Here is a 14,877-nt window from a genome sequence, read left to right as displayed (position 1 = left end):
AGGAGCTCGCTCACACAGGGACTTTGGTCGAGCTCCAATTTCGGCTTCACACAAACCCAATGTGGCGAGGGAGCTTGCTCCCGCTGGCCTGCGAAGCAGGCCTCTGCATTTTTTCAGCCGGACCGCATGATCCGGTTGGCGACTGCTGCGCAGCCGAGCGGGAGCAAGCTCCCTCGCCACGGGTTGTGGGTTGTCTGGGCTGACGCCATCGCGAGCTTGCTCCCACAGGGATGGAGTTTCGTCGGTCAGATCCCTTATGGAGCATCCAAAGCCATGCCCCGTGCTAGCATGTCGCGCCTATTTGGAGGACCCATGGCCGAACACGATTTCCGCTACACCCTGATGAACCCGCAGCACACCTTGACCGAAGTCCGCGCACTGGCGCCGGGCCGCTACCAGGTCACCGGCAATGGCGGTTCGATCCAGGCCAATGATGTGTTGCTCGTCACGCTCAAGGGCAGCAAGGACTTGTCCATGCGCCTGACCGTGGACACCGTGCGGCACCTGCTCAAGCCCATGGGCCAATGGACCGCCATGACCACCGGCCCGGTGTTCGGTGAACTGGCGATCCACACCTGGCAGGTCAACTGCGACAGCTGCGCCAAGGAACTGAGCTTCGAATTCGCCGTCGATGCCAAGCTCGGCGTCAAGGCCGAAAAACCGGCCGCCTCCGCACGGATCGCCGAACTGGGCTGGATCACAGTGGGTGAAAAACACCTGTGCCCGAAATGCCAGGAAACCGCCTGATGAAACGTTTGGCCCTGTCCGCGTTGATCGGCATGAGCCTGATGGGCTGTGCCGCTGAACCTGTACAGCTGCAACATAACCGCAGCTACATCCTGGAGTGGATCGGTGAACGGCCATTGATGGACTACAGCCACCTGACCATCACCCTTGGGGATGACGGTCGCGCCTATGGCAATGGCGGCTGCAACCACTGGTTCGCGCCCTATACCCTGGAAGGCCACCGTTTGAGCTTCGGCAAGATCGGCAGCACGCGCAAACTCTGCGCCCCGGCGGTGATGGAGCAAGAAACGCGCTTCTTGCAGGCCTTGGAAAAGGTCGAGCGCTGGGACATCTCGCCCATCGAGCAAATACGCTTCTGGCCGGCCCAGGGCAAGCCGCTGCGGTGGTGGTTGGAAGAGGGCTGAGGCCTCCAGACACACCCGGTTGGACCAGGGACATGGTTAACCCTGTGGCGAGGGAGCTTGCTCCCGCTGGGCTGCGAAGCGGCCCCCGGATGCACCTGTCACTTTGACGTTTCAGGCGGAATGCAGGGGCCTGCTGCGCAGTCCAGCGGGAGCAAGCTCCCTCGCCACACAAGCCCTCAGCCATGACAGGGGTTATTTGAACGCCTGCAACGCTTCAAGCTTGGCCATCACCCCCGCCGCCGTCTGCTCCCCCAGCAACTGCTCGCGCACCTTGCCCTTGTTGTCGATGATGTACGTCACCGGTAGCCCTTCGCTGCGAGGAAGGTCGAAGATCTCGGCCGGATCCCGGGCCAGCACCGTGAAGCGAATCCCCATCTTGTCGCTGGCGCTCTTGAGTTCTTCGCCCTGCACCTGGTCGAAGTTGACCCCGAATACACCGACGTTGCGCCCCTTGAGCTGTTCGGCCAAGGCATTGAATTCCGGGATTTCGGTACGGCATGGCGCGCACCATTCGGCCCAGTAGTTGAGCACCACCCATTGTTTGTCCAGCCGCTGCGAGGCAATTGCCTGGCCGTTCTGGTCCACGCCGTAGTCGTTCCCGCAGCCGGCGAGCAACAAAATGCCGATAAATGTCAGTGCCGCCGTCAATCGCCTTGCCATGTGCCAATCCTTGTCTGAATGTGAACGCTGCTGCGACCCGTCGCCTCTCTCAGGTGCTAGGGGCTTCGCGGCACAGTAGAATAGCCGCCACCTTACGCAAGATGCGACCCACTCATGACCGATCTGACGCTTTATCACAACCCGCGCTGCTCGAAATCCCGCGGTGCGCTGGAACTGTTGGAGGCCCGTGGCCTGACGCCCACCGTGGTCCGCTACCTGGAAACCCCGCTCGACGCCGCGCACCTGGAGCGTCTGCTGGGCAAGCTCGGCATCACCGCCCGGCAATTGCTGCGCACCGGCGAGGACGAGTACAAAGACTTGAACCTGGCCGACGAAAGCCTGAGCCAGGCCCAGTTGATCGCAGCCATCGCCGCCCACCCGAAACTCATGGAACGGCCGATTCTGGAAGCCGGAGAAAAGGCCGTGATCGGCCGTCCGCCGGAGAAGATCCTGGAGATCCTGCCGTGACCACGCCGTACATCCTGGTGTTGTATTACAGCCGCAGTGGCGCCACCAACGAAATGGCCCGGCAGATCGCCCGTGGTGTCGAGCAGGCCGGGCTGGAAGCCAGGTTGCGTACGGTGCCGGCCATTTCCGCCGAGTGCGAAGCGGTTTCGCCAGACATCCCAGAACAAGGCCCGCTCTACGCCAGCCTCGATGACCTGAAGAACTGCGCTGGCCTGGCCTTGGGCAGCCCGACCCGTTTCGGCAACATGGCCGCGCCGCTCAAGTACTTTCTCGACGGCACCAGCAACCTGTGGCTGACCGGCGCGCTGGTGGGCAAACCGGCCGGGGTGTTCACCTCCACCGCGAGCCTGCACGGTGGTCAGGAAACCACCCTGCTGTCGATGATGCTGCCACTGCTGCACCACGGCATGCTGATCACCGGCCTGCCCTACAGCGAATCGGCCCTGATCGACACCCTGGGCGGTGGCACGCCCTACGGCCCGAGCCATCACGCCGGGGCCGACGGTAAAAGCGGCTTGAACGAACATGAGGTTGCCCTGTGCCGCGCCTTGGGTTTGCGCCTGGCGAAAACCGCCCTGTTGCTGGAGAACGGCCGTGGCTAAGAAGCCGAAGATCCTGCCTTCGATCCAATGGCTGGAACCGCGCGTACGCATCGCCCGCGCCCTCAGCCTGCTGTGTTTTTTCGTCCTGGTGGGGCTGCTCAGCGCCTATTACCTGCTGATCGCCGACCTGCACGGCGCGCGGCCCTGGGTGATTCTGCTGATCGAACTGGTGCCGCTGCTGATACTCGCGCCCGGCATGCTCAGCGGCAGCGCCCGCGGACACTCGTGGATGTGCTTCGTGGTGAACCTGTATTTCATCAAGGGCGCACTGGCAGCCTATGACCCGAACCGGCAACTGTTCGGCGTGCTGGAAATGGCGGCGAGCGTGGCGGTGTTCTGCTCGGCGTTGTTGTATGTGCGGTGGCGGTTTCAGTTGAATCGACGGTTGGCGGGCGAGGGAGATGTCTCCGTCGCCTGATACACCGCTATCGCGAGCAAGCTCGCACACAGGGTGCCATCGAGTCCCTGTGGGAGCGAGCTTGCTCGCGATGGCCGCAACGCGGTCTCAATGATTCACGGTATACGCCAGCATCATCGATATCTGGCTCATGGGCCTTCCCCCGCTCTCTTCATGCCACTGGTTGAAGGCATTCTGCACCGTCGCCAGGTCCCGCTGGCTGGTGGGGACTTTGTCGATGATGTCCTGGGCATTGAGCGCGGCCACCACGTCATAACTGGGCACGAAGGTGTCCTTGCCCATCATCCGCAAAAAGCGCGGCGCCGACAGGCCGCCCAGTTGATGGCCGCGTTTTTTCAGGTACGTCCACAGGCCGACGATGTCGGTCACTGGCCAGTCGGCGACCAGTGCGGCGAAGCTGCCCTTTTCGTGGGCCACGTCCAATATCAGTTGCGCGTTGCGCGGTACGCTCTTGAGCTTGCCCAGATGGCGGATGATCCGCGCGTCCTGCATCAACCGCTCCAGGTGCTCGGCGCTCATCAGCACGACTTTCTCCGGATCGAACTTGAAGAACACCTCTTCGAACGCCGGCCACTTGGCGTCCACCAGGCTGTGCTTGAGCCCGGCGCGGAACACCCGCAGCGCCATGGTCGAAAGGTAGCGGTCGTCGCCGATCTTGCGCAGTTGCGCCGGGGTCTTGGGAACCGGCAGGTGGGCTTCCAGTTCAGCCGCCGAACCGAAGCGGTTCAGACAATACTCGTGCAGCCACTTGTAATCGCGCATGCCCTCTCCTGGGGTCGGAAATGAAAACGGCGCCAGTGGCCCTTATAGCCATTGGCGCCGTGAATAGAGCGGTTGGCGCCGTCAGAGGTTCACCACGTTGACGAACCGCGGCGTGGCGTTTTCGTCGATGCGCAGGTTGGTGAAGTCGAACAGGTTGCGGTCCGCCAGTTGCGACGGAATGACGTTCTGCAAGCCGCGGAAAATGCTCTCGGTACGGCCCGGCGTCTTGCGCTCCCACTCCTGGAGCATTTCCTTGACCACCTGACGTTGCAGGTTTTCCTGGGAGCCGCACAGGTTGCAGGGGATGATCGGGAATTGCTTGAAATCCGAATAGGCCTGGATGTCTTTCTCGCTGCAATAGGCCAATGGCCGGATCACCACGTTGCGCCCGTCATCGGCTCGCAGCTTGGGCGGCATGGCCTTGAGCGAGCCGTTGTAGAACATGTTCAGGAAAAAGGTCTCGACGATGTCGTCGCGATGGTGCCCCAGGGCCATCTTGGTTGCGCCGATCTCGTCGGCGAAGGTGTAGAGCGTTCCGCGCCGCAGGCGTGAGCACAGCGAACAGGTGGTCTTGCCTTCGGGAATCAGTTCCTTGACCACCGAATAGGTGTCTTTCTCGACGATGTGATATTCCACACCCAGCGATTCAAGGTAGGCCGGCAGCACATGCTCGGGGAACCCGGGCTGCTTCTGGTCCATGTTTACCGCGACGATGTCGAACTTGATCGGCGCAACCTTCTGCAGATGCATCAGCACATCGAGCAAGGTGTAGCTGTCCTTGCCGCCGGACAGGCAGACCATGACCTTGTCACCGTCCTCGATCATGTTGAAATCGGCGACCGCCTCACCGGCCAGGCGGCGCAGGCGCTTTTGCAGTTTGTTCTGGTTGACCGTAAGAGTGCCCATGACGCGAAATCCGTGAGGTGTGACGAAAGGGCGGCATTTTACGCAAAAAACCTCCCGTATGGCACCGCCCCCCTGTGGCGAGGGAGCTTGCTCCCGCTGGGGTGCGAAGCAGCCCCGAAAATGTATGTATCACCGCGGTGCCGGACAGAACGCAGGGGCCTGCTGCGCAGTCCAGCGGGAGCAAGCTCCCTCGCCACATGAATCTCTTCGCCTGAGAATTACGCACACAGATCAAGCCGCGATTAACCGGCTCCTTTACAGCGCGATTTGCTCTAAGCCCCCCATCCCCCTTGGGGTGACTCCTTTCTATACTGCGACATAAGGTCGCACACACTTACAGACCTTTACTTACCCGGCCATTTGGCCCGTAGGCGCTCCGTTGGGGGGCGATGGCAATAACAAAGGAGTGACTGACTATGATCCATCATGTCGTGGGGCTCTTTACCCACCCTGATCAAGAATGGAAAGAAATCCGTGGCGATCAGGAGGAAAGCATCAGCCACATGTACCTCACCCATACGCTGATCCTGGCGGCCATTCCCGCGGTATCGGCGTTCATCGGCACCACGCAGGTGGGATGGGTCATCGGCAATCGTGCACCGGTCATGCTTACCCAGGAAAGTGCGCTGTGGATGACCGTCATGTCGTACCTGGCCATGTTGGGCGGTGTGGCAGTGATGGGCGCCTTCATCCACTGGATGGCCCGAACCTATGACGCCAACCCGAGCCTGGCCCGTTGCGTCGCGTTCGCCACCTACACCGCGACACCGTTGTTCATCGGCGGCCTGGCGGCGCTCTACCCGCACATGTGGCTGGGGATGATCGTCGGCACGGCGGCGATCTGCTACACGGTCTACCTGCTGTATGTGGGCTTGCCGACGTTCATGAACATTCCCCAGGACGAAGGTTTTCTGTTTTCCAGTTCGGTGCTTGCCGTAGGCCTGGTGGTGCTGGTAGCCATCATGGCGTTCACGGTGATTGTCTGGGGGCTCGGCGTCGGCCCGGTCTATACCAATTGAAGGATTGAAACGGTCCCGATAGTACCCTCCAATAAAAACAGGATCTGCCGACACAGGCCGCCGCAAGGCGGCCTTCCTGTGTTTGAGCCGCTCGACACGACCGCTGGGCGCCTGGACGATTCGCAACGGCCGACGCTTGCGGCATACTCGGGCTTCTGGAGACCCGTAAAGCATGCTCGAGCAACTCAATACCCGCGTCGAAGAGTGTTACCAACAAGCCGAATCCTTTTTCAAACGTCCTTTCAAACGCCCAGTGGTCAGCTTCAAATTGCGTGGCCAGAAGGCCGGCGTTGCACACCTGCATGAGAATCTGCTGCGCTTCAATCCACAGTTGTACCGGGAAAACGCCGAAGACTTCCTCAAGCAGACCGTCGCCCATGAAGTCGCGCACCTGATCGCCCATCAACTGTTTGGCGAACGCATCCAGCCCCATGGCGAAGAATGGCAACTGATCATGCGTGGGGTGTACGAACTGCCGCCCAACCGCTGCCACACCTACGAAATCAAACGCCGCAGCGTGACCCGCTACATCTACAAATGCCCCTGCGACGGCAGCGACTTCCCGTTCTCGGCCCAGCGCCACAGCCTGGTGCGCCAGGGGCGGCGGTATTTGTGCCGAAGCTGTCGCAATACCTTGGTGTTCAGTGGAGAAACCCGGGTGGAATAGCAGGCTTTTGTGGTGTCTGGGCTGGCCCGCGAAGAGGCCCTAAAGGGCACTACAAAATCACCTTGGCATCCCGCAATTGAGCGATCCGCTGCGCACTGAACCCCAACTCCCCCAACACCTGATCCGTATGCGCCCCCAATCCCGCGCCAATATGCCGAGGCTCAGGCAACCCTCCGGAAAATCTCAACGGACAAGCCATCTGCGCCTGGCTTGAACCATCGCCCCGGGGCACCTGTGTCACCAGCGCCCGAGCCTGTAACTGCGGATGCCGAACAGCTTCCTCCAGGCTCAGGACCGGCTCGACGCAGGCATCGATCCCGGCAAACAGGCTGCACAGCTCGGCAAAATCGCGTTTTTCAAACTCGGCTTGCAGCGCCTGCTTAAGAGCGTGCTGTTGTTCAGGCTTGGGCGACAACCCGAGGGCCGCCAGTTCCGGCCGTCCCAAGGCCTCGCACAACGCCTGCATGAACACCGGTTCCAGGCTACCCACCGACATCCAGCGACCATCGCGGGTGCGGTAATAGTCATAGAAGCTGCCGCCGTTGAGCATCTGTTTTTCCCGCCCCGGCTCGACACCGCAGGCCAGGTAACCGGCACCGGCCATGGCGTTGAGGCTGAACACACAGTCGGTCATGCTCACGTCAAGATGCTGCCCCTGACCGGTTTGCTGGCGGGCGATGACCGCCGCCAACAGCCCGATCACCCCATGCAACGAACCTCCGGCGATGTCCGCCGCCTGGATCCCCAGCGGCAACGGACCGCTGTCGGCGCGGCCGGTGTGGCTGGCCAGCCCCGCCAGGGCCAGGTAATTGATGTCGTGACCGGCGCGGTCCTTGTAGGGCCCGGTCTGGCCGTAGCCGGTGATCGACACATAGATCAGCCGCGGATTGATGGCTTTCAAGGCTTCGTATCCCAGGCCCAACCGCTCCATCACGCCGGGGCGGAACTGTTCCAGCAGGATGTCGTAGTCCTCCAGCAATTGCGTGACCACCGCTAACGCTTCCGGTTGTTTGAGGTCCAGGGCCAGGCTGCGTTTGTTACGGTTGAGGTAGGCGTGGCTGGCCGAGGTGCCCTGATCATGGGGCGGCAGCACCCGCAGCAGGTCCTGGCGGGTCGGCGACTCGATGCGCAACACCTCGGCCCCCATGTCTGCCAGCAACAGCGAGGCAAACGGGCCGGGCAGCAGGGTCGAGAAATCCAGAACCTTGAGCGATGCCAGTGGGCCTTGCATAGCGATCTCCGGTGGGTGATGGCTAAAGACTAGGCAGGGGTTGGTGGTAGGGCAATCACCGCAGGTGCCAGTCTGGATGACCATTGCGCTCAGCGTGAGAGCTCTTGTGGCGAGGGAGCTTGCTCCCGCTGGGCTGCGCAGCAGCCCCCCGCCATTTGTCTGAAGCACCGCGGTGGCAGATACATCTTAGGGTCGCTTCGCAACCCAGCGGGAGCAAGCTCCCTCGCCACAGAAGCCTCCTCGACGGAAGAGTTCTTCCAATAAAAAACCCGCCGAAGCGGGTTTTTCATTACAGCCTGAAGATTACTTCACAGTGCCTGGAGCAGAGGACTCAGCCGCTGCAATCTGCGCCGCCGCGATCTGCTCGTCATCTTCACGGACATCGGCGATACCACGACCACCGGAAGCCAGCTCGGTCTGCAACTGGTCTTCGTCCAGTTCCTTGACCCACTTGGCAACCACGATCGTGGCAACGGCGTTGCCCACCAGGTTGGTCAGGGCGCGAGCTTCGGACATGAAGCGGTCGATACCCAGAATCAGTGCCAGACCGGCCACCGGCAAGGTGCCCACGGCCGACAGGGTGGCCGCCAGCACGATGAAGCCGCTACCGGTTACGCCAGCCGCACCTTTGGACGACAACAGCAGCACCAACAGCAGGGTGATCTGGTGAGTCAGGTCCATCGGGGTATCGGTGGCCTGGGCGATGAACACCGCGGCCATGGTCAGGTAGATCGACGTACCGTCGAGGTTGAACGAGTAGCCAGTCGGGATCACCAGGCCTACGACCGACTTCTTGGCACCCAGGCGCTCCATCTTGATCAGCATGCGTGGCAGGGCCGATTCCGACGAGGAAGTGCCCAGCACGATCAGCAGTTCTTCACGGATGTAGCGGATCAGCTTGACGACGCTGAAGCCGTGGGCGCGGCAGATGGCGCCCAGTACTACCAGCACGAACACCACGCAGGTGATATAGAAGCAGATCATCAGCTGGCCCAGTTGCACCAGCGAACCGACACCGTAGGCGCCGATGGTGAAGGCCATGGCACCGAACGCACCGATCGGCGCCAGCTTCATGATCATGTTGATGATGATGAACATCACATGGGCGAAGCGATCGATGAAGTCCAGTACCGGCTTGCCGTAGGCACCCAGGCGATGCAGGGCGAAGCCGAAGAGCACCGAGAACATCAGTACTTGCAGGATGTCGCCGTTGGCGAACGCGCCGACGATGGTGTTCGGGATCACGTTGAGAATGAAGGCAATGATGCTCTGGTCTTTACTGGCGCTGATGAAACCGGCGATCTTGCTGGTGTCCAGAGTCGATACGTCAATGTGCATGCCGGCGCCCGGCTGCACGACGTTGACCACCACCAGACCGATCAGCAGGGCGATGGTGGAGACAATTTCAAAGTACAGCAGCGCATAGCCGCCGGTCTTGCCGACCGATTTCATGTTCTGCATACCGCCGATGCCGCTGACGACGGTACAGAAAATGATGGGGGCGATGACCATTTTGATCAGTTTGATGAACCCGTCACCGAACGGCTTGAGGGCAACACCAGTCTGCGGGTAGAAGTGGCCGAGCAAAATGCCGATGGCAATGGCTACGATCACTTGGAAATACAAGGATTTGTACAGTGGCTGACGAGTCGTCATGGCAAACCTTCCTCAAGAGTCCCGTTTGACGACTTCCACCTGTCGTCCACGGCACCTCAATTGCGAACCCTCCTGCACTGGAGGGATTTGTTTTTTGTCGGCTGCACGCGGCAGACCTGTGTGCTGTATCGCAAGGCTCGTGCCATTTTTCAGAAAACCCCTACAAACGCTGTCGCAGAAGGGTTCTGGAATTATTCACGAGTTAAACACGGCCGTGGAATGTGGCGGATTTCCGCCCACGGGGTGTTTATCACTCCGGGATTTGGCGGATATCCGCCTTGTCGGGCCGCAGTGCCCTGCTACCATCGCCCGCTTAACGGACGGATTCCAGCCATGCGCCAACGCACGATCGCCAGCCACTTCGCCCGCGCAGCCTTGGGCGGCGCGCGCCGGCAAGGCTTCGACTATGTTCCTGTGCTGCAACAGCTGGGCATCAGCCCAGAGCTGTTGGATGAGCCGCGCGCGCGGATTGCGCCCGAGCAGTTCGCGCGCCTGTTGCAGGCGCTGTGGCTGGCATTGGGGGACGAATACCTGGGATTCGGTAGGGCTGCGAGTAAACCCGGGACGTTTGCCATGATGTGTCACGCGTTGATCCACTGTCGGACCCTGGGCAAGGCCCTTCAACGCGGCTTGCTGTTCTACAGCCTGTTCCCCGACGCGCCGAGCCTGACCCTGGAAGCCGAAGGCGAGCGAGTGCGGCTGGTGCTGGACGATTCGACGCTGTGGGACCCGGATCATTTTCTGACTGAAAGCTTGCTGGTAGTCTGGCATCGCCTGGCCAGTTGGCTGATCGGCCAGCGTATCGGCCTGGAACAGGCGACTTTCGGCTACACCAAACCCGCCCACGGTGCCGAATACGACTTACTTTTTTCCTGTCCACTGGTGTTCGAAGCGCGCAGCAGCAGCCTGTTGTTCCACAGCCGTTACCTGGACATGCCACTGCTGCAGGACGAACGCACCCTCAAGCATTTCCTCGAACGCTCCCCCGCCGACCTGCTGTCGCGCCCGGACGATGGCCATAGCCTGAGCAGCCAACTGCGCCGCCTGCTCAGCCGCGACACCGCCCGCTGGCCCGACCTGGACACCGTCGCCGGCCATCTGCACATCAGCCCGCAGACCTTGCGCCGGCATTTGCGTGAAGAAGGCACCAGCTTCCAGGAACTCAAGGATCAGCTGCGGCGGGATATCGCCATCTACCACTTGGGGCGGGCGGACCTGTCGTTGCAGCAGATTGCCGAGCAGTTGGGTTTCTCAGAGCCATCGGCGTTTCACCGGGCGTTCAAGAAGTGGACGGGGCTGACGCCGGGGGCTTATCGGGAGCAGGAGAATTGAGTGGTGACATCCAAATCCTGTGGGGAGCCCGCCGGCCCCTGTGGCGAGGGAGCTTGCTCCCGCTCGAGTGCGCAGCGCTCGCAAGTTCTTGGGGCCGCTTCGCAGCCCAGCGGGAGCAAGCTCCCTCGCCACAAAGGCCGGCAACCCCACCGAAGTATTCCAGTCAAACCACCGGAAAATGAATCCGGAACGCCGCCCCGCCCAGCTCTGAATCCCCCAGGGTCAACTTGGCGCCGTAGCTCTCGATGATGTCTTCCACCACCGCCAGTCCGATCCCCTGCCCCGGATGCTGGCGATCCAGTCGCTCGCCCCGCTGGAGAATCCGCGCACGTTGATCCGGTGGCACACCCGGCCCGTCGTCCTCGACACTCAACTCCGTACCGCCAAGGGTCTGGTGCACGCTGACGCGCACCTCGCCCAGGCACAGCCGATAGGCGTTTTCCAGCAGGTTGCCGAGCATCTCCAGCAAGGCGCCCTGTTCGATCGGCACCTGGCAGTGCTCCGGCAGATCGAAACTGACATTGACTCGTTTGTCGCGATAGACCTTGTCCAGGGTGTCACACAGGCTTTGCAACACCGGGCGCAAGCGCACCTGATGGCGCACCAGCCCGCTTTTGCGCAGGCTGGCGCGCTGCAACTGGTAGCCGATCTGCTGGCTCATGCGCTCGATCTGGGTTTGCAGCACCCAAGCCTGTCCACGGTCCTCCGGGCGTCGGGCCATGTCCTCGCTGACGCCCTGCAACACCGCCAACGGGGTCTTCAAGCTGTGGGCCAGGTCATCGAGGGAATCGCGATAACGGCTGCGTTGCTCCCGCTCGCTGTACAGCAGGCGGTTGAGGGAGCCGGTCAGGCGCAACAGTTCCCGGGGATGCTCGGTACTGAGGCTTTCCCGGGCCCCGCTTTCGATTTCGTCCAGTTCCTGGCTCAGGCGCCGCAGCGCCCGCAGGCCCCAGGTCAGGCCGATCCACAACAGCGCCAGCAACACCAACAGGGCCGCGCCAAAGCCCAAGTACAGATTGTCCCGCAGGCCCTGCAGGGTCACCTCATAGTCGCGCACCGGTTGCAAGGTAACGATGCTGAACGCCGCGCTCTGGCCGCCGAGCAGCTTGATCTCGACGTCATAGACAAAAAACTCCTGGCCGTCGTTCTCGCGAATGCGCGCGAACTGGTTGCCCTGGCCGTCATAGCGTGGCGTGTAATTGATGTTTTCTTCCTGGGTCGCCTTCGAGCGCCAGACCAACCGCCCCTCGCGATCGTAGATGTAGCCCAGCAGGCGGGCATCGGCGAGGTTGAAGCGCTCATCGGGCAACTGCGCCGGCATCCTCAAGCGGTTGTTTTCCACTCGGGCGGCGGAAATCAGCGTGGTCACGTCCGAAGCCAGGCGTTGCTCGATGGATTCCTGCAGCGCCAGGCTGAACGCGCCTTGCATGGCCGGCAACAAGGCCAGCATGAACAGCACCGCCAGGGTCATGGCGGCCAGCATCAACCGCAGGCGAAGCGAACGAATCACTGGCAGCGCTCGTTGAACAGGTAGCCCAGGCCGCGCACGGTATCGATCGGCTTGAAGCCCGCCGGCGCTTCCAGCTTACGGCGCAGGCGCCCGACCAGCACTTCGATGACATTGGGATCACGCTCGTCGTCATCGGGGTAAAGCTGCTCCATCAAGCGGTCCTTGGCCACCACCTGCTGGTGATGGCGCATGAGGTATTCGAGGATGCGGTACTCGTAGGCAGTCAACGCCAGCGGCTCCTCATCGAGGGACGCCTGCTTGCGGTTAAGGTCGAGCAGCAACGGACCGGCGACGATGGTCGATTGGGTAAAACCACTGGAGCGGCGCAACAGGGCGTTCAGCCGGGCCTCCAGCTCTTCGAACTGAAACGGCTTGACCACGTAGTCGTCGGCGCCGGCGGCCAGGCCTTCGACCTTGTCCTGCCAGTTGCCGCGGGCGGTGAGGATCAGGATCGGAAACGTCTTGTCCTGCGAGCGCAGCCGGCGGATCAGCTCCAGCCCGCTGATGCCCGGCAAGCCCAGGTCGATCACCGCCAGGTCATGGTTGAATTCCCGAACCTGGTACAAGGCCTCTTCGGCATTGGCCACGGCCTGCACCACATGGCCGCTGTCGGTGAGACGGGTTTGCAGGTGGTGACGCAACAGCGCTTCGTCTTCGACGACCAGTAATTTCATGGAGCCTCTCCCAGGCAAATCAAACAATCCAGTGCGGCGCACTTCAACGAAAGGCGCCGGATCGTCTTCGACCGATCCGGCTGGATACGCTCACCATCAACCGCTTAGAACGTGTAGTTGGCGGACAGGTAGGTCTGGGCGCTGCTGGTCAGGTCCAACGAGCCAACCTTATCGCCACCGTGCGGGCTCATCTCGGTGCTGGCGTTGCTGCGCAGGTAACGGTAACCCAGTTCAACCGAGGTGTTCTGCGAAATTTGTTGCAGCACGCCCCCTTGCAAGCCCACTGCGTAGCCAATGTCGCTGTCGCGGCTGAAGCCGGGAGAATCCTGGGTCAGCTTGGTCAGGCCCGCCGTGCCGCCACCGAACAGCTTGGTGCTGCTGGTGACCGGATAGAACACATCGTAGCTGCCCAGCAGGTTTTCCTGGCGCAGCTTGATGCCGTTGTGGGTGCCCGAGACGTTGTCGTAGGTGGCGTAGTAGCGGCCCTGGTCGTTTTGCTTGCCCAGTCGCAGGCCATACGTGGTGTCCTTGCCGATGACGCCGTCGGCGTTCGGGTTGTTCAGGGCGCTGTCCAAGGCGCTGGATTTCTTCACCTTGTCGCTGGTCTGGCCGAGGGTCAGGCTGGCGAAGTTGTCATCGGCGTGGGCCAGGGCGCTGGCGCCCAGCACGGTGAAAGCCAACAGCAGTTTTTTCATAGCAGTCATGATCAAGTTCCTTTGCAACGTGGGTGAACTGTGAAGTCGCCGTCACCTTAACCAGCGATACCTGAACCCCCCTTGAACGTTCTCTGAACCTTCGCTGAATGAATCGGCTAGAGTGTCCTGTCTCAGCACTTTTTAAGGAGATCCATCATGCGCAGGCTGCTTGCTGTTGTACTTCTGGCCATTAGCGGCGTGAGCCAAGCCGCCATCCAGACCCAGGAGCTCCCCTACACCAGTGCCGACGGCACCAAGCTGATCGGCTATTACGCGTATGACGACACCGTCAAGGGCCCGCGCCCGGGCGTGGTGGTGGTGCATGAATGGTGGGGGTTGAACGACTACGCCAAGCGCCGTGCCCGTGACCTCGCCGGCCTGGGCTATAGCGCCCTGGCCATCGACATGTACGGCGACGGCAAGAACACCGAGCACCCCAAGGACGCCATGGCCTTCATGCAGGCGGCGCTCAAGGACGGCAAGGCCGCCAGCGCACGCTTCCAGGCGGGGTTGGACCTGCTGAAAAAACAACCCCAGACCGATCCGGATAAACTCGCTGCCATCGGCTACTGCTTCGGCGGCAAGGTGGTACTCGATGCGGCGCGCCAGGGTGTGCCGCTGGCCGGCGTGGTGAGCTTCCACGGTGCGCTGGTGACCAACACCCCGGCAACACCTGGCAGCGTCAAGGCCAAGGTGCTGGTCGAGCATGGCGCCCTGGACAGCATGGTCACCCAGGACAACGTCACCGCGTTCAAGAGCGAGATGGACAAGGCCGGCGCCGACTATAAATTCGTCAGCCTCGAAGGCGCCAAGCACGGCTTCAGCAACCCCGATGCCGACCGTTTGAGCCACGGCGAACATGGCGGGCCGGACATTGGCTACAACAAGGAAGCCGATGAGAAATCGTGGGCGGATATGCAGAAGTTCTTCAAGAAAGTTTTTGACTGAGAGCATTTCTTCCAGCTGAAAAAATGATGCTTCTGTGGCGAGGGAGCTTGCTCCCGCTCGGTTGCGCAGCGACCGCAGAATCTTAGGGCTGCTTCGCAGCCCAGCGGGAGCAAGCTCCCTCGCCACAAAAGCCTGTCCCTGCGCCATACGCACGCCCCCACTACCCAGCCTCCCGTCA

General features: G+C 61.6%; 17 protein-coding genes. 9 read left to right on the top strand and 8 right to left on the bottom strand.

Annotation, left to right across the window (positions count from 1 at the left end; genetic code table 11):
- The first annotated feature begins 312 nt into the window (after positions 1–312).
- Together BLT00_RS11335 and BLT00_RS11330 are read left to right on the top strand one after the other, a co-directional pair.
- Positions 313–747 carry a hypothetical protein gene (locus BLT00_RS11335; RefSeq protein WP_092145280.1) on the top strand — a complete coding sequence of 145 codons (435 nt, stop codon included), beginning with the start codon at positions 313–315 and terminating at the stop codon, positions 745–747.
- Entirely contained in the window at positions 747–1,151 is a 405-nt protein-coding gene (locus tag BLT00_RS11330; protein ID WP_003204689.1) for an META domain-containing protein, read from the top strand. The genes BLT00_RS11335 and BLT00_RS11330 overlap by 1 nt, the downstream gene beginning before the upstream one ends.
- Positions 1,152–1,343: 192 nt before the next feature.
- Here BLT00_RS11330 and BLT00_RS11325 read toward each other — a convergent pair whose 3' ends face one another.
- Entirely contained in the window at positions 1,344–1,811 is a 468-nt protein-coding gene (locus tag BLT00_RS11325) for a TlpA disulfide reductase family protein (protein WP_063324746.1), read from the bottom strand.
- Between the two features lie 114 nt (positions 1,812–1,925).
- Between BLT00_RS11325 and arsC the strand changes: the two genes are divergently transcribed.
- From arsC to BLT00_RS11310, 3 genes are read left to right on the top strand one after another with little or no spacing between them, the layout of a single operon-like run.
- A complete protein-coding gene (gene arsC, locus BLT00_RS11320; protein ID WP_057448610.1) occupies positions 1,926–2,279 on the top strand; it encodes an arsenate reductase (glutaredoxin) in 354 nt (117 codons plus the stop codon).
- Positions 2,276–2,881 carry an NAD(P)H:quinone oxidoreductase gene (gene wrbA / locus BLT00_RS11315; RefSeq protein ID WP_092145278.1) on the top strand — a complete coding sequence of 202 codons (606 nt, stop codon included), beginning with the start codon at positions 2,276–2,278 and terminating at the stop codon, positions 2,879–2,881. The genes arsC and wrbA overlap by 4 nt, the downstream gene beginning before the upstream one ends.
- On the top strand, positions 2,874–3,299 hold the full coding sequence (locus BLT00_RS11310) for a DUF2069 domain-containing protein (protein WP_092145276.1): 426 nt from the start codon (positions 2,874–2,876) through the stop codon (positions 3,297–3,299). Before wrbA ends, BLT00_RS11310 begins: the two co-directional genes overlap by 8 nt.
- 87 nt (positions 3,300–3,386) lie before the next feature.
- On the opposite strand, the gene BLT00_RS11305 is transcribed toward BLT00_RS11310, so the two are convergent.
- Together BLT00_RS11305 and ttcA are read right to left on the bottom strand one after the other, a co-directional pair.
- A complete protein-coding gene (locus BLT00_RS11305) occupies positions 3,387–4,061 on the bottom strand; it encodes a DNA-3-methyladenine glycosylase I (protein WP_063324744.1) in 675 nt (224 codons plus the stop codon).
- Between the two features lie 81 nt (positions 4,062–4,142).
- Entirely contained in the window at positions 4,143–4,967 is an 825-nt protein-coding gene (gene ttcA / locus BLT00_RS11300) for a tRNA 2-thiocytidine(32) synthetase TtcA (protein ID WP_063324743.1), read from the bottom strand.
- A 416-nt stretch (positions 4,968–5,383) separates the two neighbouring features.
- Here ttcA and BLT00_RS11295 point away from each other — a divergent pair, with 416 nt between their 5' ends.
- Together BLT00_RS11295 and BLT00_RS11290 are read left to right on the top strand one after the other, a co-directional pair.
- Positions 5,384–5,986 (top strand): Yip1 family protein, encoded by a 603-nt coding sequence (locus tag BLT00_RS11295; RefSeq protein ID WP_058542562.1) that lies wholly within the window; start codon positions 5,384–5,386, stop codon positions 5,984–5,986.
- A 172-nt stretch (positions 5,987–6,158) separates the two neighbouring features.
- Entirely contained in the window at positions 6,159–6,653 is a 495-nt protein-coding gene (locus BLT00_RS11290; protein ID WP_003204703.1) for a SprT family zinc-dependent metalloprotease, read from the top strand.
- Between the two features lie 49 nt (positions 6,654–6,702).
- Here the strand turns inward: BLT00_RS11290 and BLT00_RS11285 are convergent, their stop codons facing one another.
- Positions 6,703–7,884, bottom strand: coding sequence for a CaiB/BaiF CoA transferase family protein (locus tag BLT00_RS11285; RefSeq protein WP_092145274.1), 1,182 nt, complete (start codon positions 7,882–7,884; stop codon positions 6,703–6,705).
- A 303-nt stretch (positions 7,885–8,187) separates the two neighbouring features.
- Positions 8,188–9,540 carry a dicarboxylate/amino acid:cation symporter gene (locus BLT00_RS11280; RefSeq protein ID WP_092145272.1) on the bottom strand — a complete coding sequence of 451 codons (1,353 nt, stop codon included), beginning with the start codon at positions 9,538–9,540 and terminating at the stop codon, positions 8,188–8,190.
- A 333-nt stretch (positions 9,541–9,873) separates the two neighbouring features.
- Between BLT00_RS11280 and BLT00_RS11275 the strand changes: the two genes are divergently transcribed.
- On the top strand, positions 9,874–10,872 hold the full coding sequence (locus BLT00_RS11275) for an AraC family transcriptional regulator (RefSeq protein ID WP_092145270.1): 999 nt from the start codon (positions 9,874–9,876) through the stop codon (positions 10,870–10,872).
- 163 nt (positions 10,873–11,035) lie between these two features.
- On the opposite strand, the gene BLT00_RS11265 is transcribed toward BLT00_RS11275, so the two are convergent.
- From BLT00_RS11265 to BLT00_RS11255, 3 genes are all read right to left on the bottom strand, one after another.
- Positions 11,036–12,382 carry an ATP-binding protein gene (locus BLT00_RS11265; RefSeq protein WP_063324739.1) on the bottom strand — a complete coding sequence of 449 codons (1,347 nt, stop codon included), beginning with the start codon at positions 12,380–12,382 and terminating at the stop codon, positions 11,036–11,038.
- Positions 12,379–13,056, bottom strand: a complete 678-nt coding sequence (locus BLT00_RS11260) for a response regulator (RefSeq protein ID WP_014339772.1) — start codon at positions 13,054–13,056, stop codon at positions 12,379–12,381. Before BLT00_RS11260 ends, BLT00_RS11265 begins: the two co-directional genes overlap by 4 nt.
- A 104-nt stretch (positions 13,057–13,160) precedes the next feature.
- Complete coding sequence (locus BLT00_RS11255) at positions 13,161–13,760, bottom strand: hypothetical protein (RefSeq protein ID WP_092145266.1); 600 nt, start codon at positions 13,758–13,760, stop codon at positions 13,161–13,163.
- Between the two features lie 147 nt (positions 13,761–13,907).
- Between BLT00_RS11255 and BLT00_RS11250 the strand changes: the two genes are divergently transcribed.
- A complete protein-coding gene (locus BLT00_RS11250; RefSeq protein WP_092145264.1) occupies positions 13,908–14,699 on the top strand; it encodes a dienelactone hydrolase family protein in 792 nt (263 codons plus the stop codon).
- The last annotated feature ends 178 nt before the right edge of the window (positions 14,700–14,877 follow it).

The organism is Pseudomonas sp. NFACC51 (genome assembly GCF_900103575.1).
GTDB classification, from domain to species: Bacteria; Pseudomonadota; Gammaproteobacteria; order Pseudomonadales; family Pseudomonadaceae; genus Aquipseudomonas; species Aquipseudomonas fluorescens_Q.
Note: the sequence above shows the minus strand (reverse complement) of the source record. Positions and strands in the feature narration are given on the sequence as shown.